Origin of the sequence: Pseudomonas sp. 9.1(2019), assembly GCF_009910445.1 — a bacterium.
Taxonomy (GTDB): Bacteria; Pseudomonadota; Gammaproteobacteria; order Pseudomonadales; family Pseudomonadaceae; genus Aquipseudomonas; species Aquipseudomonas paraversuta.
Genome location: NZ_VBWF01000011.1, coordinates 353,353 through 373,580, shown reverse-complemented (window position 1 = coordinate 373,580; position 20,228 = coordinate 353,353). Strand labels below are relative to the sequence as shown.

At 58.4% G+C, this 20,228-nt stretch carries 19 protein-coding genes; 6 read left to right on the top strand and 13 right to left on the bottom strand.

Annotated elements, in window-relative coordinates; genetic code table 11:
* Positions 1 to 34: 34 nt before the first annotated feature.
* Together FEZ21_RS20630 and FEZ21_RS20625 are read right to left on the bottom strand one after the other, a co-directional pair.
* A complete protein-coding gene (locus FEZ21_RS20630; RefSeq protein WP_127195991.1) occupies positions 35 to 853 on the bottom strand; it encodes an HDOD domain-containing protein in 819 nt (272 codons plus the stop codon).
* Between the two features lie 19 nt (positions 854 to 872).
* Positions 873 to 1,814: a folate-binding protein YgfZ gene (locus FEZ21_RS20625; RefSeq protein ID WP_160628316.1), complete on the bottom strand. Its 942-nt coding sequence runs from the start codon at positions 1,812 to 1,814 to the stop codon at positions 873 to 875.
* Positions 1,815 to 1,953: 139 nt separating this feature from the next.
* Here FEZ21_RS20625 and FEZ21_RS20620 point away from each other — a divergent pair, with 139 nt between their 5' ends.
* A complete protein-coding gene (locus tag FEZ21_RS20620) occupies positions 1,954 to 2,208 on the top strand; it encodes a succinate dehydrogenase assembly factor 2 (RefSeq protein WP_003440597.1) in 255 nt (84 codons plus the stop codon).
* Positions 2,192 to 2,644 (top strand): protein YgfX, encoded by a 453-nt coding sequence (locus FEZ21_RS20615; RefSeq protein ID WP_003440600.1) that lies wholly within the window; start codon positions 2,192 to 2,194, stop codon positions 2,642 to 2,644. Before FEZ21_RS20620 ends, FEZ21_RS20615 begins: the two co-directional genes overlap by 17 nt.
* On the opposite strand, the gene nadB is transcribed toward FEZ21_RS20615, so the two are convergent.
* Positions 2,613 to 4,229, bottom strand: a complete 1,617-nt coding sequence (nadB, locus tag FEZ21_RS20610; RefSeq protein WP_160628314.1) for an L-aspartate oxidase — start codon at positions 4,227 to 4,229, stop codon at positions 2,613 to 2,615. The two genes, FEZ21_RS20615 and nadB, sit on opposite strands and share 32 nt — an antisense overlap.
* A gap of 503 nt (positions 4,230 to 4,732) precedes the next feature.
* Here nadB and rpoE point away from each other — a divergent pair.
* The 4 genes from rpoE to FEZ21_RS20590 all read left to right on the top strand — a co-directional run bounded on the left by rpoE (position 4,733) and on the right by FEZ21_RS20590 (position 8,520).
* Entirely contained in the window at positions 4,733 to 5,314 is a 582-nt protein-coding gene (gene rpoE / locus FEZ21_RS20605; protein ID WP_003172477.1) for an RNA polymerase sigma factor RpoE, read from the top strand.
* 31 nt (positions 5,315 to 5,345) lie between these two features.
* Positions 5,346 to 5,936, top strand: a complete 591-nt coding sequence (locus tag FEZ21_RS20600; RefSeq protein ID WP_003440613.1) for a sigma-E factor negative regulatory protein — start codon at positions 5,346 to 5,348, stop codon at positions 5,934 to 5,936.
* Positions 5,937 to 5,944: 8 nt separating this feature from the next.
* Positions 5,945 to 6,913 carry a MucB/RseB C-terminal domain-containing protein gene (locus tag FEZ21_RS20595; RefSeq protein ID WP_003440616.1) on the top strand — a complete coding sequence of 323 codons (969 nt, stop codon included), beginning with the start codon at positions 5,945 to 5,947 and terminating at the stop codon, positions 6,911 to 6,913.
* Between the two features lie 185 nt (positions 6,914 to 7,098).
* Entirely contained in the window at positions 7,099 to 8,520 is a 1,422-nt protein-coding gene (locus tag FEZ21_RS20590; RefSeq protein WP_003440619.1) for a DegQ family serine endoprotease, read from the top strand.
* Positions 8,521 to 8,612: 92 nt separating this feature from the next.
* Here the strand turns inward: FEZ21_RS20590 and FEZ21_RS20585 are convergent, their stop codons facing one another.
* From FEZ21_RS20585 to FEZ21_RS20540, 10 genes are all read right to left on the bottom strand, one after another.
* Positions 8,613 to 9,101, bottom strand: a complete 489-nt coding sequence (locus FEZ21_RS20585; RefSeq protein WP_003440621.1) for an RDD family protein — start codon at positions 9,099 to 9,101, stop codon at positions 8,613 to 8,615.
* A 96-nt stretch (positions 9,102 to 9,197) separates the two neighbouring features.
* On the bottom strand, positions 9,198 to 9,410 hold the full coding sequence (locus FEZ21_RS20580) for a cold-shock protein (protein WP_003440624.1): 213 nt from the start codon (positions 9,408 to 9,410) through the stop codon (positions 9,198 to 9,200).
* Positions 9,411 to 9,794: 384 nt separating this feature from the next.
* Positions 9,795 to 10,919 (bottom strand): glycine cleavage system aminomethyltransferase GcvT, encoded by a 1,125-nt coding sequence (gene gcvT, locus FEZ21_RS20575; protein ID WP_003440627.1) that lies wholly within the window; start codon positions 10,917 to 10,919, stop codon positions 9,795 to 9,797.
* A gap of 17 nt (positions 10,920 to 10,936) precedes the next feature.
* Positions 10,937 to 12,313, bottom strand: coding sequence for an L-serine ammonia-lyase (locus FEZ21_RS20570; RefSeq protein ID WP_003440631.1), 1,377 nt, complete (start codon positions 12,311 to 12,313; stop codon positions 10,937 to 10,939).
* Between the two features lie 102 nt (positions 12,314 to 12,415).
* A complete protein-coding gene (gcvP, locus tag FEZ21_RS20565) occupies positions 12,416 to 15,274 on the bottom strand; it encodes an aminomethyl-transferring glycine dehydrogenase (RefSeq protein ID WP_003440635.1) in 2,859 nt (952 codons plus the stop codon).
* A gap of 10 nt (positions 15,275 to 15,284) precedes the next feature.
* A complete protein-coding gene (gene gcvH / locus FEZ21_RS20560; protein ID WP_003440638.1) occupies positions 15,285 to 15,668 on the bottom strand; it encodes a glycine cleavage system protein GcvH in 384 nt (127 codons plus the stop codon).
* 318 nt (positions 15,669 to 15,986) lie between these two features.
* The gene (locus FEZ21_RS20555; RefSeq protein WP_003440647.1) at positions 15,987 to 17,495 is read right to left on the bottom strand and encodes a sigma-54-dependent transcriptional regulator; all 1,509 of its coding nucleotides are present in this window, start codon (positions 17,493 to 17,495) and stop codon (positions 15,987 to 15,989) included.
* 175 nt (positions 17,496 to 17,670) lie between these two features.
* Positions 17,671 to 18,030 (bottom strand): DUF5064 family protein, encoded by a 360-nt coding sequence (locus tag FEZ21_RS20550; protein WP_010655934.1) that lies wholly within the window; start codon positions 18,028 to 18,030, stop codon positions 17,671 to 17,673.
* 59 nt (positions 18,031 to 18,089) lie between these two features.
* Positions 18,090 to 19,019: a carbamate kinase gene (gene arcC / locus FEZ21_RS20545; RefSeq protein ID WP_003440653.1), complete on the bottom strand. Its 930-nt coding sequence runs from the start codon at positions 19,017 to 19,019 to the stop codon at positions 18,090 to 18,092.
* Positions 19,020 to 19,162: 143 nt separating this feature from the next.
* On the bottom strand, positions 19,163 to 20,173 hold the full coding sequence (locus tag FEZ21_RS20540) for an ornithine carbamoyltransferase (protein WP_003440656.1): 1,011 nt from the start codon (positions 20,171 to 20,173) through the stop codon (positions 19,163 to 19,165).
* Between the last annotated feature and the right edge of the window lie 55 nt (positions 20,174 to 20,228).

The following is a 20,228-nucleotide window of genomic DNA, read 5'->3' as shown; positions in this document are numbered from 1 at the left end:
AGCCTGCGGCAGCGACTACAGGTGCGATCCGGCTTCAGATAAACATCCCGCGGGCAGCGTTCAGATCGTCCTGGAACCTTTGATCGTCGGCATCCAGCCCCAGTTTTTTGAAGGCCGGCAGGGTGCTCAGCTCAAGCCCCGGAACTGCGTTGCTACCTTGCGAGCAGAACAGGGTCGCGATTTGTACCAGGTCGATGTAGTCGATGGTTTTGGAATCGCGGGTGAAGTCCTGGTACTGACCGGGCAGTTTCAGCAACATTTCCGGGAATTCCCAGACCGTCAGCAGCTTGTCGCCAATGCGCGGATGAATGCTTTCGATCACGTGATTCAGCGATACCGGATCGAACAGCAGTTCATTGTGGTCTTCGGCGTAGGTCAGGATCGGCAGCACGCCAATTTGATGGACCAGCCCCCCGAGTGCTGCCTGATCAGGCTTGAGCGAGGTATATCGACGACACAAGGTGTAGCAAATTCCGGCGACCTCCAGGCTTTGGCGCCAGACGTCGCGCATTTTGTTTTCGACCACTTGCGAACGGGCATGAAAGATCTGCTCCATCACCAGTCCGATAGCCAGGTTACTGCTGTAGTTGACGCCCAGACGGGTGATGGCGGTGTGCAGGTCGGTGACTTCGTAGAGGGCTCGTAGCAGCGGGCTGTTGACCACCTTGATCAGTCGCGCCGACAGGGCGGTGTCGCGACCTATGACTTTACTCAGATGACTGACGCTGATTTCAGGGTTTTCTGCTGCCTTGCGGATGTTCAGCGCCACTTCCGGTAGCGTGGGCAAAACCAGGTCATCTTTATCTATGGCCTTAATCAAGTCCATCTGGACTTTGTGTGCCAGCGTGCTCATTTCTGTTCTCTAGTGGCAATTAGCGCTGGATCTCACGATCGCGGTCTAGCTGGTACGGCAAATCAAGCAGCGAAAGGGTGGGGCCCTGTGCATCACCTACATGGATTTCGCCTGCTTCAACGGCATCGGCAGTCAGAACACACAGCAGCTCAATGCCGTTTTCTGCATGGGCTGCAATCACCACTTCACCCACGCTACCGGTATTCGCAGGAGTAAACAGAGGCGTTCCAGGCTCGGGTAATTCGCCGGCTTCAAGATGCAGGCGGTAGAGGCGGCGTTTGAGCTTGCCCAGATACTGCATGCGCGCGACGATTTCCTGGCCGGTGTAGCAGCCTTTTTTGAAGCTGACTGCTCCCACCGCCTGCAGGTTGAGCATCTGCGGAATGAACAGTTCGCGGGTCTGGGGCATGACCTGGCCGATACCGGCGCGGATCTGACCCAGGATCCATTGATCGAGGTCGGCTTCTACCAGTTGCGCTTTCAATTGCTGTAAAAGGCTGTCGGCCTGGTCGGCCGCGGTCCATAGTTCAGCCCGGCCCGGGGACACGCGAATGGCGATCAGGCCATTGGCTCTGGCTACGCTGTCGGTCTCGGCTGGCAGGTCGAGGCCCAGGTTTTGCAACACTGCATCGGCCTGGTTCAGGCCAAAGCGTACCCAGCTGGCGCTGTCGTCGGTCAGTTTCGACTTGGAGAACACGGCGTATTTTTTCAGGTCTGCCAACTGTGGCTCGACCAGTTCGCGGGCCATCGCCAGCAGGCAGCCTTCAGGTTCAAGGAGGATGCGGAAGCTGGACTGCATCCGGCCTTTTTGTGTGCAGCGCGCACCCAGGCTCGAGCGCGTCTCGCTCAAATAGTTGAGGTTGCAGGTCAGCTGTCCCTGCAGGAACTTGCTGGCGTCATTGCCGATGACGGCGAGAACGCCTTCGTGGGACAGGGTGCAGAAAAAAGCAGAGTCGGCCATGGGTCTTCGCAGGTAATAAAGTCTGGGACACATCATAGAGGTGCGCCCTGTAAATGGGTAGTTCAATGCCGGGCGACCAAAGCCGACTGTTCTATGGCGGATCGGCCTGTATACTTGCGCTCTATTTGAGGAGCGCTCCATGGTCGAAGATGTTGAACTCAATCGTCTCTACTGGCACAGCCGTCGCGGCATGCTTGAACTTGACGTGTTGCTGGTGCCTTTCGTCAAGGAAGTGTACGCCACCCTGAATGATGTCGATCGCGAATGCTATCGCAAGCTGCTCGAGTGTGAAGACCAGGACATGTTCGGCTGGTTCATGGAGCGCGCAGAGTCCGAAGACCCGGAACTGCAGCGCATGGTTCGCATGATCCTGGATCGTGTCCAGCCCAAGTAATTATTTCGAGTGCCGCTGGCAGGCCTCAGGGCAATTGCTGGCGGCCTGTCTCGCAGCCCAGATGCTGGCGCTGATCTCAATTTTCCTTCTCTCGATACCTGTCTGGGCACGTGTGTCCGGTGCTTTTCTGTGCCTGGCCCATGGCATCTGGCTGTGGGGGCGGCACATTCGGCTGACCCACGCCACGGCCTTTCGCGGATTGCGCCGCACTGCCGATGGCTGGCAGCTATGGAACCGGGCCAGGGGCTGGCAGGCCGTGCAGTTGCGCCGTGACAGTCTGGCGCTGCCAAGTGTGGTGATTGTGCGTTTCAGCCTGCGCGGCGAGCGTCGGGTGCGCACGTTGTGCATACCCCGCGACGCGCTGGCGCCGGATCAGCACCGGCGTTTGCGCGTGCGCCTGAAGTTCAGTCGACGTAGGTGGTTGGCACCAGAATAGTGTCCAGGGCTTCGGGCAGCATGTGCGGATAGTCGAGGGTGTAATGCAGGCCCCGTGACTCCTTTCTCGCCATGGCGCTGCGGATCATCAGCTCGGCCACTTGCGCCAGATTTCTCAGCTCGATCAGGTCGCGGCTGACTTTGTAATTACTGTAGAACTCGTCAATTTCGTCCAGCAGCAGGCGCACGCGGTGTTGTGCCCGTTGCAGGCGCTTGTTGGTGCGCACTATGCCTACGTAGTCCCACATAAAGCGCCGCAACTCATCCCAGTTGTGGGCAATGATCACATCTTCATCCGAGTCCGTGACCTGGCTGGCATCCCAGTCCGGCAGGGCGACAGGCGTCGCTACCTGTGGCAGTTGGGAGAGGATGTCGGCCGCTGCCGACTTGGCATACACAAAACATTCCAGCAACGAGTTGCTGGCCATGCGGTTGGCACCATGCAGGCCGGTGAAGCTGGTTTCACCAATGGCATACAGGCCCGGCACATCGGTATGCCCATGCTCGTCCACCATTACCCCGCCGCAGGTGTAATGCGCCGCCGGGACCACCGGGATCGCCTGCTTGGTGATATCGATGGAGAACTCCAGACAGCGCTCATAGACGGTCGGGAAGTGGCTTTTGATAAAGGTATCGGACTGGTGGCTGATATCGAGATAGACGCAATCGATGCCCAGGCGCTTCATCTCGTGGTCGATAGCACGGGCGACGATATCTCGTGGTGCCAGTTCCCCGCGCGGATCGAAGCGATGCATGAAGCGCTCGCCGTCAGGCAGCTTGAGGTGTGCGCCTTCGCCGCGCAAAGCTTCGGTAATCAGAAAGCTTTTGGCCTGGGGGTGATACAGGCATGTGGGGTGGAACTGGTTGAACTCCAGATTCGCCACGCGACACCCGGAGCGCCAGGCCATGGCAATGCCATCACCGCAGGCGCCGTCGGGGTTGCTGGTATAGAGGTAGACCTTGGCGGCGCCGCCCGTGGCCAGAATGGTGAAGCGTGAGCCGAAGGTCTCGACCTCTCCGGTGGCGCGGTTGAGCACATAGGCACCCAGGCAGCGATCGCCATCCAGGCCAAGCCGGCGCTCGGTAATCAGATCGACGGCAACCCGCTGTTCCAGCAATTCAATATTGGGCCGTTGGCGGGCCTGCTCGAGCAGGGTTTTGAAAATGGCAGCGCCGGTAGCGTCGGCGGCATGGATAATTCGCCGGTGGCTGTGCCCGCCTTCGCGGGTGAGGTGGAACTCAAAGCCCGGCTGTTCGGGGTTTGCGTCTTCATCACGGGTGAAGGGTACGCCCTGGTCGATCAGCCACTGGATGGCTTCGCGGCTGTGCTCTACGGTAAACCGCACCGCGTCTTCATGGCACAAGCCACCCCCGGCATTGAGGGTGTCTTCGACGTGGGACTGTACGGTGTCGGTGTCATCAAGAACTGCGGCCACGCCACCCTGTGCCCAGAACGTCGAGCCATTGGCCAGATCGCCTTTGCTGAGAACTGCAATGCGCATATGGCCCGGCAGAGTAAGGGCCAGGCTCAAACCGGCAGCGCCGCTGCCAATCACCAGCACATCATGTTGAAAATGTTGGCTCATTCTTCTGAATCCGCAATAAAAGCGCCCTCTAGTATATAGAGGGGGGGATCGGCACAATAGCCGGGCTTTTGTGGCTTTGGGAAAGTACCGCGGGCAGGGAGTGTGCCTCAGACTTGCGGGGGCTGCATGTCGATTTGCACAATTAATCGGCAAGCGCTCGGGGCTGCCCGGCATTGGCCTGTTGCCCGGTCCCGTATGGCTTGATTTCGTATGGGATTTTGAACTTTTCCTGCGGGCCAGGGTTCCATAGAGGGTTGCCCTTCATGTGGGAGAACAGCGTCAAATGTGCAGCTGGGGTTATGGTCTGACTTCAGTTGCTGAATTTGGCGACAAGATTATCGACGCAGCCGGGCTGACCCGAGCTGCGTTTTCGTGCGTGCCAAATCAGAGTGCGCAGGAAACTTGCCAGGGGGGAGAGAACTTTTGCGTAAAAGCCGAGTCTATGTTTGCAAGCCTGATCAATTAGCAAAGCAATCTTCCTCCCGGTCTTATGAGGAGTGTTCATGCTAACCCAGGAAGAGGATCAGCAGCTGGTCGAGCGCGTACAGCGTGGCGACAAGCGAGCTTTCGATCTGCTCGTGTTGAAGTATCAACACAAAATTCTCGGGTTGATCGTGCGTTTTGTGCACGACACCCATGAAGCCCAGGACGTCGCTCAAGAAGCTTTTATCAAGGCTTATCGGGCACTCGGTAATTTTCGCGGTGACAGTGCCTTTTATACGTGGCTGTATCGTATTGCCATCAATACGGCGAAAAACTATCTGGTGTCTCGCGGTCGACGTCCCCCTGATAGTGATGTGAGTTCTGAAGACGCTGAATTTTATGATGGTGATCACGGTCTCAAGGATCTTGAGTCGCCGGAGCGCGCTTTGCTCCGTGACGAGATTGAGGGCACGGTTCACCGCACCATTCAGCAATTACCAGAAGATTTGCGTACGGCGTTAACTTTACGTGAGTTTGATGGTCTGAGTTACGAAGACATTGCGAGCGTCATGCAATGTCCGGTGGGTACCGTGCGCTCCCGGATTTTCCGCGCTCGGGAAGCCATCGATAAAGCCCTGCAGCCGTTGTTGCAGGAAAACTGAGACAGCGGCGATAGCCAAGAGAGGAACCGCCATGAGTCGTGAAGCCCTGCAGGAATCGCTGTCCGCGGTGATGGATAACGAAGCGGACGAACTGGAATTGCGTCGGGTGTTGAATGCCTTTGACGATACACAAACACGTGAGACCTGGTCCCGTTATCAGGTGGCGCGTGCTGTGATGCACAAAGACCTGTTGATTCCGCGTCTGGATATCGCATCTGCCGTTTCGGCCGCGTTGGCTGAAGAGCAGGCCCCTGCCAAAGTCGTACGTGGTCCGTGGCGCAGCATTGGCCGTCTGGCCGTCGCTGCTTCGGTCACCGTTGCCGTATTGGCGGGCGTAAGACTGTACAACCAGGATGACATCGTAGGTGCCCAGCTGGCCCAGCAAAACAGCCAGCAGAGCCTGAGCGCTCCGATGGTTAAAGGCCCGGCGGTACTGGCAAACTACAGCGAGAGCTCCGATCAGGCCACCGGTCCCATGGCTAACGGCGTTCTGCAAGGTCAGCCAGGATGGCAAGATCAGCGTTTGCCAGGTTATCTGCGCCAGCATGCCCAGCAAGCGGCGATGAAGGGGACTGAAAGCCCTCTGCCTTATGCTCGTGCTGCCAGCCTGGAAAATCGCTAAGGACCATCATGCGCGTCCTACCTCTGTTACCTCTTCTGCTGACGGGCCTGTTTGTTCTTCCGGCCCAGGCAGATGAAGCCCGGGACTGGCTCAAACGTCTTGGGCAAGCCGAGCAACAACAAAGCTACAAGGGCACTTTCGTCTACGAACGTAATGGTAGTTTTTCTACCCATGGCATCTGGCACCGAGTGCAGGACGGCTCCGTTCGTGAACGACTGATGCAGTTGGACGGTGCTGCGCAAGAGGTTGTTCGTGCAGATGGACATACCGAGTGCGTCACTGGCAAGTTTATCTCCGGTCTCGGGGATATTCCTGCAGCTACGGCGCGTCAGCTCGATACCAAGAGAATTGATGACTGGTATTCGGTTGCAAAAGTTGGCGACTCTCGGGTCGCTGGAAGACCGGTATCAGTAATTGCTTTCACCCCTCGCGATCAACATCGTTACGGGGTTGAACTGTATCTGGATAACGAAACCGGTTTGGCGCTGAAATCATTGTTACTCAATGATAAAGGGCAGTTACTTGAGCGTTTCCAGTTCACCAGTATCGATACTACGCCCCCGGATGACAGTGAACTCAAGCCCACTGGTAAATGCCGTCCCGTTGTTGCGGCTGATGCTGAGCCACCTTTAGTCAAAACTTCGCATGTATGGCATTCCGACTGGTTGCCGCCGGGTTTTGAACAGATCAGCAGTACAGTGCGCCTGGATCCCAAGACCAAGTCTGAAGTTACCAGCCTCTTGTATGACGATGGTTTGACGCGCTTCTCCGTGTTTCTTGAGCCACTGAAGGGTAACGCTGTACCCGATACGCGGTTGCAGCTGGGCCCGACCGTTGCGGTGTCAAGGCATCTCACCACCCCGCAGGGGAACATGATGGCCACTGTTGTGGGTGAAATTCCGATGGGCACCGCAGAGCGCATCGCACTCTCGATGCGTGCCGGTCAGAGCGATCCTGCGCCCCAGGGCAAGCCATAGCGGTGCTCGAACATGATGGGTAAGCATTCAGTTTTACCGTACCTTTTATCTTTTCGTACAGGTCAGGGCCCGCAAGGCTCTGGCCTTGTTTGTTTTCCGGGGCCAAAAAAAAGGGTCTATGCTGGCTTTAGTTTTTTGGTGCCTGTCGCTTAACTCTGCTTGCTATTAACGGGAGCTGTAAATCAATGCCTCGATTGAAATCTTACTTACCCATTTTTGCAGCCGTGCTGATGCTCGGGCAGGCAGTGCCGGCTCTTGCTGAAGCGCAGTTACCTGATTTCACGCAGCTGGTCGAGCAAGCCTCTCCGGCTGTGGTGAATATCAGCACCACACAAAAGCTGCCGGAGCGCAAAGTATCGAGCATGGGCCAAATGCCTGACCTCGAAGGTTTGCCGCCCGGCCTGCGCGACTTCTTCGAACGCAGCCTGCCCCCAGGCAGTGGTGGCCAGGGTGGCCGTCAGCGTGAGGCCCAGTCCCTGGGCTCGGGTTTCATCATTTCGCCGGATGGCTACATTCTGACCAACAACCATGTGGTGGCGGATGCTGATGAAATCGTTGTGCGCCTGTCTGACCGCAGCGAAATGAAAGCCAAGCTGGTCGGAACTGATCCCCGTTCCGACGTCGCATTGCTGAAAATCGAGGGCAAAAACCTGCCTGTTTTGAAACTGGGTAAATCCCAGGACCTCAAGGCCGGTCAGTGGGTGGTTGCCATCGGTTCGCCGTTCGGGTTTGACCACACTGTGACCCAGGGCATCATCAGCGCTATCGGTCGCAGCCTGCCCAATGAAAGCTACGTGCCGTTCATCCAGACTGACGTGCCGATCAACCCGGGTAACTCGGGTGGCCCGTTGTTCAACCTGACGGGCGAAGTGGTGGGCATCAACTCGCAGATCTATACCCGTTCCGGCGGCTTCATGGGCGTGTCCTTCGCCATTCCTATCGATGTGGCGATGGATGTTGCCAATCAGCTCAAGGCAGGCGGCAAGGTAAGCCGTGGCTGGTTGGGTGTGGTGATTCAAGAGGTCAACAAAGATCTGGCCGAGTCGTTTGGCCTGGATAAACCGGCCGGTGCGCTGGTGGCTCAGGTGCTCGATGATGGTCCTGCTGCCAAAGGCGGCCTGCAAGTGGGTGACGTGATCCTGAGCATGAATGGTCAGCCGATCGTGATGTCCGCAGACCTGCCGCACCTGGTTGGCGCGCTCAAGGCCGGCAGCAAGGCGACCCTTGAAGTGGTTCGTGACGGCAAGCGCAAAACCCTGGATCTGACGGTGGGTGCTATTCCCGATGAAGGGAAAGAAATGGCTCCTGCAGCAGGTGCAGAACTCAGCAGCAATCGTCTGGGCGTGTCCGTGGCGGATCTGACCGAAGAGCAGCAGAAAGCCAATGACATCAAAGGTGGCGTGATCATCAAAGACGTACAGGACGGCCCGGCTGCCCTGATCGGCCTGCAACCTGGCGACGTGATTACTCATCTGAACAATCAGGCAATTACCAATGCCAAGCAGTTCACTGATATTGCCAAGGCATTGCCGAAGAACCGTTCGGTATCGATGCGGGTTCTGCGTCAGGGTCGTGCCAGCTTCATTACCTTCAAGCTGGCTGAATAACCTGATGTGAATTGCAGGAGCGAGCATGTTGCTCCTGCAGTTCTGAAGTCACTGCTAATAAAAAACCCGTATCGCGAGATACGGGTTTTTTTTTATTTCTTTGGCTTGGGAATGCGTACCAGCTGACTGCTGGAGTACATGTCGTGCCAGGTACGTTTGTGCTTGTCGAATAGCGACCAGATAAACCCCAGCCCCAGGCACAACCAGGAGCCGATAGAGACGATAAATCGCAGCAGGGCCTGCCACAGGCTGATCGCGCTGCCATCGGCATTCTGTACGCGTATGCCCCAGACCTGCATGCCCAGGGTCTGCCCTGAGTGGGTCCAGAACTTGGCAAAGAAACCGAACAGGACAAAAAACAAAATGGTGGAAAGCAGCGGGTCGCCATCCAGAGCGCCCGACTCGGACAACGCCCGCATTTTGGCTTCGCCGATAAAGCTCATCATGATCAGTTTGTAGATGAACGTAGTGACGATCAGCAGGGCCGTGCACAGCAAAAAGTCATAGAACATAGCTGCCAGGCGGCGCCCCAGGCCAACGGCGGGAAAGTCGCCTTGCGGGCTAAGCGGTTGTTTCGACATGGCAGGGTCTCGTGAAGGAAAAGCGCCATCTTACGGAATTACGCCAACAAAAAAGCCTCTGATGTCACCATCAGAGGCTTTTCAACGCGAGAAAGCTTAGCCTTCTGCTTGCACTTCATCAGCCTGCAGGCCTTTTTGGCCCTGAACTGCGATGAAGGTCACTTTCTGGCCTTCTTTCAGGCTTTTGAAGCCATTACCCTGAATGGCACGGAAGTGCACAAACAGGTCCGGACCGCTTTCCGGGGTAATGAAACCAAAACCTTTCTCGTCGTTAAACCACTTAACGGTACCGCTCTGACGTTGGGACATTTCTTAATTCCTTGACGCTAACAATTAATGACAGCCTCTTAGTTGTGTAAGAGGACTGGTGCTGGGTTGCAGGAAAGTAAGAGACGCAGAACGGGTTGTAGCAAACATAGAGCTACTGCCCAGGTCACGATTCCAGCGACCCATGCAAACACAGTGAGCAAACTTTACGAAACCGGAAATGAAAAAACAAGCCCCTTTGGCAGGCCGCGCCAAGCCCGTTTTTTAGGTTGTTAATGCAGTTTTACAAGGCTGTTGATCATGCGGATGTTCGATTGCGCTCATGTTGAAACATGTGTTTTCGCTATCGAAAGTTTGCACCATTTGGTGGCGGTTGCATGACACCCATGGAGCGTGAACATGCAACTGCATTAATTAAGCTTTAGCTCACCCGCGATAATAACGTTGTGGAACAAATGGCAACTTCGAAACTTTCAGCGGTACAGGTTTGCCGCGCACGATTGCCCACACCTCTGAGTCCAGCGCGGTAAAGGCTGTATCCAGATAACCCATGGCCAGAGGGGCACCCAAAGTCGGCCCAAAACCACCGCTGCATACATTGCCGATGACAGTGCCTTCAGCGTCAACGATTTCAGCGCCTTCACGTACGGGTGTGCGCTCCTGGGGCAGCAGGCCCACACGCTTGCGCGCTACGCCGTTTTGCTGCTGGGCAAAAATGATGTCTGCACCCGGAAAACCGCCGGCCCGGGAACCCTCGGCGCGCCGATTTTTCGAGATCGCCCAGAGCAGGCTGGCTTCAACCGGCGTGGTGCTGTCGTTCATGTCATGCCCGTACAGGCACAGACCGGCCTCCAGTCGCAGCGAATCACGGGCGCCAAGGCCGATGGCTTGCACTTGCGGATCGGCCAGCAGGTGGCGCGCCAGAGCCTCTGCGTGTTGAGCGGGGACCGAAATTTCAAAACCGTCTTCCCCGGTGTAGCCCGAACGACTGACGTAGCATTCAGTTCCCAGCAGGGTGACCGGGGCAAATTGCATAAAGGTCATGCTTGCCACTTCGGGAGCCAGACCTTGCAGCACGGTAACCGCTGCCGGACCTTGCAGGGCGAGCAGGGCGCGTTCTTCAAACAGCGGCTGGATGTCGCAGTGCTTGCCCAGGTGTTTGCGCAGATGCGCCAGGTCCTGGTCCTTGCAGGCGGCGTTGACCACTAGAAACAGCTGGTCATTGCCCAGATTGGCGACCATCAGGTCATCTAGGATGCCACCTTGTTCATTGGTGAACATGGCATAGCGCTGCATGCCAACCGGCAGGTCAATGATGTCTACCGGGACCAGGGTTTCCAGGGCCCTGGCCGCATCAGCGCCGCTCAGCAGAATTTGCCCCATGTGCGACACATCGAACAACCCGGCATGTTCACGGGTATGTTGATGTTCTTTCATTACACCCAACGGGTATTGCACCGGCATGTCATAACCGGCGAACGGCACCATACGGGCCCCGAGTTCAAGGTGCAGTGCGTGCAGCGGGGTTTTAAGCAGTTGTTCGGTGGACATTGGTCACTCCTTGAAAATCAGCACTCAATAATGTTGACGGCCAGACCGCCGCGGGCAGTCTCTTTGTATTTGCTTTTCATGTCGGCGCCGGTCTGGCGCATGGTGCGGATTACCTTGTCCAGTGAGACAAAATGCTGGCCGTCGCCGCGCAGGGCCATCCGCACGGCATTGATGGCCTTGACCGAACCCATGGCATTGCGCTCGATGCAGGGCACCTGTACCAGTCCGCCAATGGGGTCGCAGGTCAGGCCAAGGTTGTGCTCCATGCCGATTTCGGCGGCGTTTTCGACTTGCTGAACGCTGCCGCCCAGCACTTCACACAACGCGCCGGCGGCCATGGAGCAGGCCACGCCGACTTCGCCCTGGCAGCCCACTTCGGCGCCCGAGATCGAGGCATTTTCCTTGTACAAAATGCCGATGGCGGCGGCAGTCAGCATGAAGCGCACCACGCCGTCCTCATTGGCCCCGCCAATAAAACGCATGTAGTAATGCAGAACCGCCGGAATAATCCCCGCAGCACCATTGGTGGGCGCTGTGACCACCCGGCCGCCGTTGGCGTTTTCTTCATTGACGGCCAGGGCGTACAGATTCACCCAGTCCAGCACTGACAGCGCATCGCGCAGCGCGGCCTCGGGGTTGGCGCACAACTGACGGTGCAGCGCTGCCGCCCGTCGCTTGACCTTCAGGCCGCCCGGCAAAATACCTTCGTTACGACAGCCCGCACTCACGCAGTCCTGCATCACTTGCCAGATATTCAGCAAGCCGCTGCGGGTTTGTGCTTCAGGGCGCCAGGCGCTTTCATTGGCCATCATCACCTGGCTGATCGACAGATCGTGGGTGACGCAATGGCGCAGCAAGTCTTTGGCAGTCTTGAACGGGTATTTCAAGGGGGTGCTGTCTTCGACGATGCGATCAGCGCCTGCCGCGCCTTCATCCACCACAAAGCCGCCGCCTACCGAGTAATACTCGCGGCTGCGGATCTGAATCCCGGCGCCATCCAGCGCCCGGAAAATCATGCCATTGGGGTGATAGGGCAGGGGTTTTCGAATCATCGCCAGATGCGACTTTTCGTTGAAATCGATGGGGTGTTCGCCCAGCAGGTTCAAACGCCCGCTACTGCGAATGGTGGCCAGACGTTCGGCTACGGTTTCGGTGTTTACGGTATCCGGATGCTCGCCTTCAAGCCCCAGCAGCACGGCCTTGTCGCTGCCGTGGCCTTTACCGGTGGCGCCGAGGGAGCCATAGAGTTCAACTTTCACGCAGGCTGTGTCTTGCAGCAGTTCATCACGGCGCAGACCTTCGGCAAAACGCGCGGCTGCGCGCATGGGGCCGACGGTATGGGAGCTGGAGGGGCCGATGCCAATCTTGAACAGGTCGAACACGCTTAACGACATGGGGTTCTCCGGTTTCTTATAGGTTTATTGGCAAAAAACATCATCCACTGCAGGCGCGAGCTTCTCGTTGCATAACAGCTCGCTCCTGCAGGGATGGGTGGGTTACGCCTCCTGGTAGCTTTCGATGGACGGGCACGCACACACCAGGTTGCGGTCACCGAATACGTTGTCGACCCGGCCAACCGGCGGCCAGTATTTGCCTTCGATCAAGGACGCCACCGGATACACCGCCTGTTCGCGGCTGTACGGGTGGGTCCATTCACCGACCATTTCAGCGGCGGTGTGCGGGGCGTTTTTCAGCGGGTTGTCTTCCTTGTCCAGGCTGCCGTTTTCGACCGCGCGAATTTCTTCGCGGATGCGGATCATGGCTTCGCAGAAGCGGTCCAGTTCTTCTTTGGATTCACTCTCGGTCGGCTCGATCATCAGCGTGCCGGCCACCGGGAACGACATGGTCGGCGCATGGAAGCCGAAGTCGATCAGGCGCTTGGCCACGTCGTCGACGCTGATGCCGCTGCTGTCCTTGAGCGGGCGCAGGTCAAGAATGCATTCGTGTGCCACCAGACCGTTGCTGCCCGAGTACAGCACCGGGTAATGCTCTTCGAGACGGCGGGCGATGTAGTTGGCATTGAGGATCGCCAGCTGCGAAGCACGCTTGAGGCCTTCGCCCCCCATCATGCGGATATACATCCAGGTAATCGGCAAAATGCTCGCGCTGCCAAACGGTGCCGCGCACACCGCGCCTTCCTTGCGTTCCATGGTGCCGTGACCCGGCAGGAATGGCGTGAGGTGCGATTTGACGCCGATCGGGCCGACACCCGGGCCGCCGCCGCCATGGGGGATGCAGAAGGTTTTGTGCAGGTTGAGGTGGGACACGTCGCCGCCGAACTTGCCCGGTGCGCACAGGCCGACCATGGCGTTCATGTTGGCGCCGTCGATGTACACCTGGCCGCCGTTGTCATGAATGATGCCGCAGATTTCGCGGATGCCTTCCTCGAATACACCGTGGGTCGAGGGGTAGGTGATCATCAGGGCCGCCAGGTGCTCGCGGTGCTCGATGGCTTTGGCGCGCAGGTCTTCGATGTCTACGTTGCCCCGTGCATCGCATGCCGTCACCACCACGCGCATCCCGGCCATGTTGGCGGTTGCCGGGTTGGTGCCGTGGGCCGAGGACGGGATCAGGCAGATATCGCGACGCTCTTCACCACGGCTCTGGTGATAGGCACGAATGGCCAGCAGGCCGGCGTATTCACCCTGGGAGCCGGCGTTCGGTTGCAGCGAGATGGCGTCGTAACCGGTGGCAGCGCACAGCATGGCCTCCAGTTCGGTGGTCAATTGCTGGTAGCCCAGGCTTTGCCCGGCGGGTGCAAAGGGGTGCAGGTTGCCGAACTCGGCCCAGGTCACCGGAATCATTTCGCTGGCGGCATTGAGCTTCATGGTGCACGAGCCCAGCGGGATCATGGTGCGATCCAGGGCCAGGTCCTTGTCCGCCAGACGACGCAGATAGCGCATCAGTTCGGTTTCAGAATGGTAGCGATTGAATACCGGGTGGCTGAGAATCGGCGACTGGCGCAGCAGTGCCGCCGGCAGGGTGCCGGTTACTGTCGCGGCCAGTGCGTCGAAGTCAGGCAGGGTCTGACCGTCCGCCGCCAGCAACGCCCACAGCGCAGTAACATCGGACTGGCCGCTGGTTTCGTCCAGCGACAGGCCCAGACGCTGGCCATCGATCAGGCGCAGGTTGATGCGTTGGGCGTGGGCCTTGGCATGCAGGGCGTCGGTGTGGCTGCCGGTGTTCAGGGTCAGGGTGTCGAAGAAGGCGGTTTGCTCGACCTTCAGTCCCAGATCGCTCAGGCCTTTGGCCAGGATCGCCGTCAGTTGGTGAACGCGCCGGGCGATTTGGCTCAGGCCCTTGGGCCCGTGGTACACGGCGTACATGCTGGCGATGTTGGCCAGCAGGACCTGGGCGGTGCAGATGTTGCTGGTGGCCTTCTCGCGGCGGATATGTTGCTCGCGGGTTTGCATGGCCAGGCGCAATGCCGGTTTGCCGTGACGGTCAACCGAAACACCGACCAGACGCCCCGGCATGTCGCGCTTGAAGACATCGCGGGTGGCGAAGTAGGCCGCATGGGGGCCGCCGAAGCCCAGTGGTACGCCAAAACGCTGGGCGCTGCCGATGGCCACGTCGGCGCCAAACTCGCCTGGCGGTGTCAACAGGGTCAGGGCCAGCAGATCAGCCGCTACGGCCACCAGTGCATTGGCGGCATGAAAACGTTCAACCAGGTCGCGGTAATCAAACACGTCGCCGTTGCTTGCCGGGTATTGCAGCAGGGCACCGAAGAAGGCCGACACGTCAGTCAGATCGCGCTCATCAGCCACGACCACCTCAATGCCCAGTGGTTCGGCACGGGTGCGCAGCACGTCGAGGGTTTGCGGGTGGCAGTGGCTGGAAGCAAAAAAGCTGCGGCTGGTTTTGTTCTTGCTCAGGCGCTTGCAGAACGTCATTGCCTCGGCGGCGGCGGTGGCCTCATCGAGCAACGATGCGTTGGAAATCGGCAGGCCGCTGAGATCGCTGATCAGGGTTTGATAGTTGAGCAGAGCTTCGAGGCGGCCCTGGGAGATTTCTGGCTGGTACGGGGTGTAGGCGGTATACCAGGCCGGATTTTCCAGCAGGTTGCGCAGGATCGGCGAAGGGGTGTGGCAGTTGTAATAGCCCTGGCCGATATAGGTCTTGCACAGCAGGTTCTTGGCGGCGATGGCTTTGATCGAGGCCAGTGCGTCGGCTTCGCTTTGCCCGGCCGGCATGTTGAGAACGCTGGTGCCCTTGATGCTTTCCGGGATCACGCTGGCGCTCAGGCCTTCAAGGGAATCAAAACCGAGGGTGGCGAGCATGGCTTGCTCATCGGCCTGACGCGGGCCTATGTGGCGCGCGATAAATTCATTGGCGGTGCTGAGATTGATGGTCATGACAGGCTCCTCAGTTGTCGTCTTGAGCTTTGATCAAGCGGTCGTAGGCATCTTGATCCAGCAATTGCTCGACGGCATTCGCATCAGCAGGCTTGAAACGGAAGAACCAGCCTTGACCCAGAGGGTCTTCGTTAACCAGTTCCGGGCTGTCTTCGAGCGCCGGGTTTACTTCCAGCACTTCACCGTCCAGGGGCATGTAGACGCCGCTGGCGGCCTTGACCGACTCAACGGTGGCGGCTTCGGTGCCTTTGTCGTAGGACTGCAATTCAGGCAGTTGGACAAACACCACATCACCCAGAGCGTTTTGCGCAAACGCGGTAATTCCCACAGTCACGCTGCCATCAGCTTCGGCGCGCAGCCATTCGTGGTCTTCAGTAAAACGCAATTCGCTCATGGAAACTCCTCAGGGCCAGACATGTCTGGTGGTCACGGGTAATTGCTCGCTCGGAACGAGCTTATGGGAGAGTTCATTGCAAAATGGTTGCCAGTTTATAAATATCGTTATTTATCAGTGGCTTGAGTGATTCAGCGGCGCAGATTGAAAACTGTGCTGTAGCGAAATCGATACAGTGCTGGGGCAGAAAAAAAATCCATGAGGATCATGGCCTTGCACAGCAGTGGAATAGACAGGGTGTATCGAAATCGATCCAGTGGAATGATTTCGATACGACAGGTGGGGGCTTGGTGATAGCCGGCTGGCCGGCGCTACAGGTCAGGCCTTGCCGGGGATACCATACTTGCGCAGGCGATGGGCAATGGCGGTATGGCTGGTTTGCAGGCGGCTGGCCAACTGACGGGTCGAGGGATAGCTGACGTACAACTTTTCCAGCAATGCTTTCTCAAAGGTTTCGACTGCGTGCTCCAGGGTTTCCACCTCGCCGTCACTTTGCCGTGCAACCGAGGTACCGGCGATGTCCAGGTCGCCAATGTCGACCAGGGTGCTTTCGCAGATCGCAGCTGCACGAAAGATCACGTTCTGCAATTGGCGCACGTTACCGGGCCAGCGATTGCCCAGCAGCGCCGGATAGGTGCCGGGTGCCAGGCGGCAAACGGGGCGCTGGATCTGGGTGCAGGCCTGCTGCATGAAAGTGCGTGCCAGCAACAATATGTCCTGGCCGCGTTCGCGCAGTGGCGGCACTTCAATGTTGAGTACGTTCAGGCGATAGAACAGGTCTTCGCGAAAGGTGCCCTCGTTGACCATCTTTTCGAGGTTGCGGTGGGTGGCGCTGAGGATCCGTACATTGACCTTGACCTCGCGCTCGCCGCCTACCCGGCGGAAGCTGCCGTCATTCAGAAAGCGCAGCAGCTTGGCTTGCAGGTAAGGCGACATCTCAGCGATTTCGTCGAGGAACACCGTGCCATTGTTGGCCAGTTCCATCAGCCCCGGTTTGCCTCCGCGCTGGGCGCCGGTGAAGGCGCCGGGGGCATAGCCGAAGAGTTCGCTTTCGGCCAGGTTTTCGGGGAGCGCCGCACAGTTCAAGGCCAGAAAGGGGGCGCCAAAACGGTCGCTGATGGCATGGCAGGCACGGGCCACCAGTTCCTTGCCGGTACCGGTCTCGCCCTGGATCAGTAACGGCGCATCCAGGGCCGCTACACGCTGGGCCCGGGCCTTGAGGGTGCGGATGGCGGGTGACTCACCGAGCAGGGCGTCAAAGCCTTCTGCGTGATCGTGGTGCAGCGCGGCCAGGCGCTCACCGATGCGGCTTGGCTGGTACAGGGTCAGCAGGGCGCCGGCATCGGTAATCGGGGTGGCGTCGAGCATCAGCGGGTGGCCGTTGAGCGTCACTTCGCGCAGGGGCAGGCGGAAGCCGTGCTCCAGCAGTACATCGAGCAGGCCGGGGTCACTGAACAGCTCGCCGATACTTTCACCGGTGGGTTCATGGCCGTACAGGGCAATCAGCGCCGGGTTCGCCAGCAGTACGTGGCCATCGCTGTCCAGCGCCAGTACCGGGTCGGTCATAGCCGCGAGCAGCGCATCAAGTTGCAGATGGCGGCGTTGTCCGGGAAGGATGTCGACCACCGTCACGGCCTGTACCCCGTTGACGCTGAACAGTGCCTCGCGCAACTCGTCGAGCACTTGCGGGCTCAGGGTCGGAGCGTCGATATAAACGTTGGGCGGGACCATTTCCACCGCATCCAGGTTGAGGTTCCGCCCGCCGAGCAACGCCAGAACTTCCTGGGTGATGCCGACGCGGTCGATAAAACTGACGTGGATACGCATGGGAACAAAGAACACTTCTGGCCAGCGGAGGCCGCCAGTATGCCTTGGCGCGGGAGATTGGTGAAATCGGAGGGCGAGGGGGCGTTGGTTGCATCGCCGGCAAGCCGGCTCCCACAAGGTTTCAAATTGACTTGAACGATGTGGGAGCCGGCTGCCGGCGATCAGGGTTCACGCATTATTCGAGGTGTTCGGGTTTGACCGGGTCGCCAAGCTGCACGTCCAGCTGCTGGCGGACATCCTTGAACATCAGGTCGTAATACTTATGCATCGACAGTATGTTGGCCGAGGTGGGCATGCCGTTATCCACGGCAATTTTAAAGCCGACTCTGGCGAAGTCGAACCACTGATCCTTGGGCAGGGTGAACGACTCCTTGAAGTCGTTCTGGTTGATCCGGCCGTGCATGTCGAACTGCATCGACTTGCCTTCCCTGGGATCTTGAACGACCTGGTAATCGATCTTGATGTCATACCCGAAGTCACCCGGCTGAAGCGGTTCGCGATGGATATGCAGGTGACCGGGTTCGAACGAGGCCATAGGGGCAACTCCTGAGTGTATGAGGGGTAAAGGGCAGACCGCCAGGTCTGCCCCCAGGTTCAAAAATAGCTGATGCCGGGCTTTTCAGTACTGACCCGGGTACCCGCCTTCCCTTGAACGATAGCTTCGATATCCGCCAGGGCGCCAATTACGGCGGTCTTGCCGGTTTTGCGGGCAAACTCGCAAGCTGCCTCGACTTTAGGGCCCATGGAGCCATTGGCGAAGCCGAGTTTTTCCAGCTCGTCCGGGTGCGCCTGGGCAATAGCTTTTTGCGAAGGCTTGCCCCAGTCAATAAAGGCCGCGACGACGTCAGTGGCGATTACCAGCAAGTCACTTTTCAGCTCCTGGGCCAGCAACGACGAGCACAGGTCCTTGTCGATGACGGCCTCGATGCCCTTGAGGTTGCCGTCCTCGCCATACATGGTCGGGATCCCGCCACCGCCCGCACAAATGACGGTGGTGCCTTTTTCCAGCATCCACTTGATCGGACGGATTTCGAAAATGCGCATGGGTTTCGGGCTGGCCACTACACGACGAAACTTGTCACCGTCCGGGGCGATGCTCCAGCCTTTTTCCGCAGCCAGGCTTTCAGCTTCGGCCTTGCTGTAAACCGGGCCGATCGGTTTGGTCGGGTTCTGGAACGCCGGGTCTTTCGGGTCGACCTGAACCTGGGTCAGCAAGGTGGCGAGCGGCGTTTCCTTGGGCAATACGTTGCCCAGTTCTTGCTCAATCATGTAACCGATCATGCCTTCGCTTTCAGCGCCCAGCACGTCCAGCGGGTACGGGTCGACGGCAGTGTAAGACGCCGCCTGCAGCGACAGCAGGCCTACTTGCGGGCCATTGCCGTGGGCCACCACCAGTTCGTTACCGGGGGCGATGAGGGCAATTTGCTGAGCAGCGGTGCGGATGTTTTCACGCTGGTTCTCTGCAGTCATGGGCTGACCGCGACGCAAAAGGGCGTTACCGCCCAGTGCTACGACGATACGCATAAAAATGTCCTTATAAAAAACGGGGAGCGGCTCGAGTCCCGCTGGAGCCGAGCTTGCTCGCGATGCAGACGCCCCGGTCATTGGTCCTGCTCCGGGGTGATGGCATCGCCGGCAAGCCGGCTGCCGCACGAAACCAGCGGGCCTTAGATGTCAGCCAGTGCTGCTACCAGGATTGCCTTGATGGTGTGCATGCGGTTTTCTGCTTGCTCAAAGGCAATGTTCACCGGTGACTCAAACACGTCCTCGGTCACTTCAATACCGTTTTTCAGGTTTGGATGGTGCTCGGCCACATCCTTGCCGACTTTGGTTTCGCAGTTGTGGAATGCGGGCAGGCAATGCATGAATTTCACCCGTGGGTTTTCTGCCGCTTTGATCATCTCGGCATTGACCTGATACGGCAGCAACAGCTTGATGCGTTCGTTCCAGGCCTCAACGGGCTCGCCCATCGATACCCATACGTCGGTGTGGATGAAGTCCACGCCTTTGACCGCCGCTTTAGGGTCTTCGGTCAGGGTGATTTTAGCGCCGCTTTCTTTGGCGAATTCCTGGCACTGCTTCACGAATGACTCTTCTGGCCACAGGCTTTTCGGCGCGCCGATGCGCACGTCCATGCCCAGCTTGGCGCCGATCATCAGCAGCGAGTTACCCATGTTGTTGCGGGCATCGCCCAGGTACGCGTAGCTGATGTTGTGCAGCGGCTTGTCACTGTGTTCGCGCATGGTCAGCGCGTCAGCGATCATTTGCGTCGGGTGGAACTCGGCGGTCAGGCCGTTGAATACCGGTACGCCTGCGTACTTGGCCAGCTCTTCAACGATTTCCTGGGCAAAACCACGGTATTCGATGGCATCGAACATGCGACCCAGAACCCGGGCGGTGTCTTTCATGCTTTCTTTGTGACCGATTTGCGAAGAAACCGGATCAATGTAGGTCACGTGCGCACCCTGGTCATGGGCGGCCACTTCAAACGCGCAACGGGTGCGGGTTGAGGTTTTCTCGAAGATCAGGGCAATGTTTTTGCCTTTCAGGTGCGGCTCTTCGGTACCGGTGTACTTGGCGCGCTTGAGATCGCGGGACAGATCCAGCAGGAAGTGCAGCTCACGGGGAGTGTGATGCATCAGGCTGAGCAAGCTGCGGTTTTTCATGTTAAACGCCATGGGGATCTCCTGGGTTTCTGGTTAACCGGCTTGCGCCGTCCCTTATGGGGCGGGG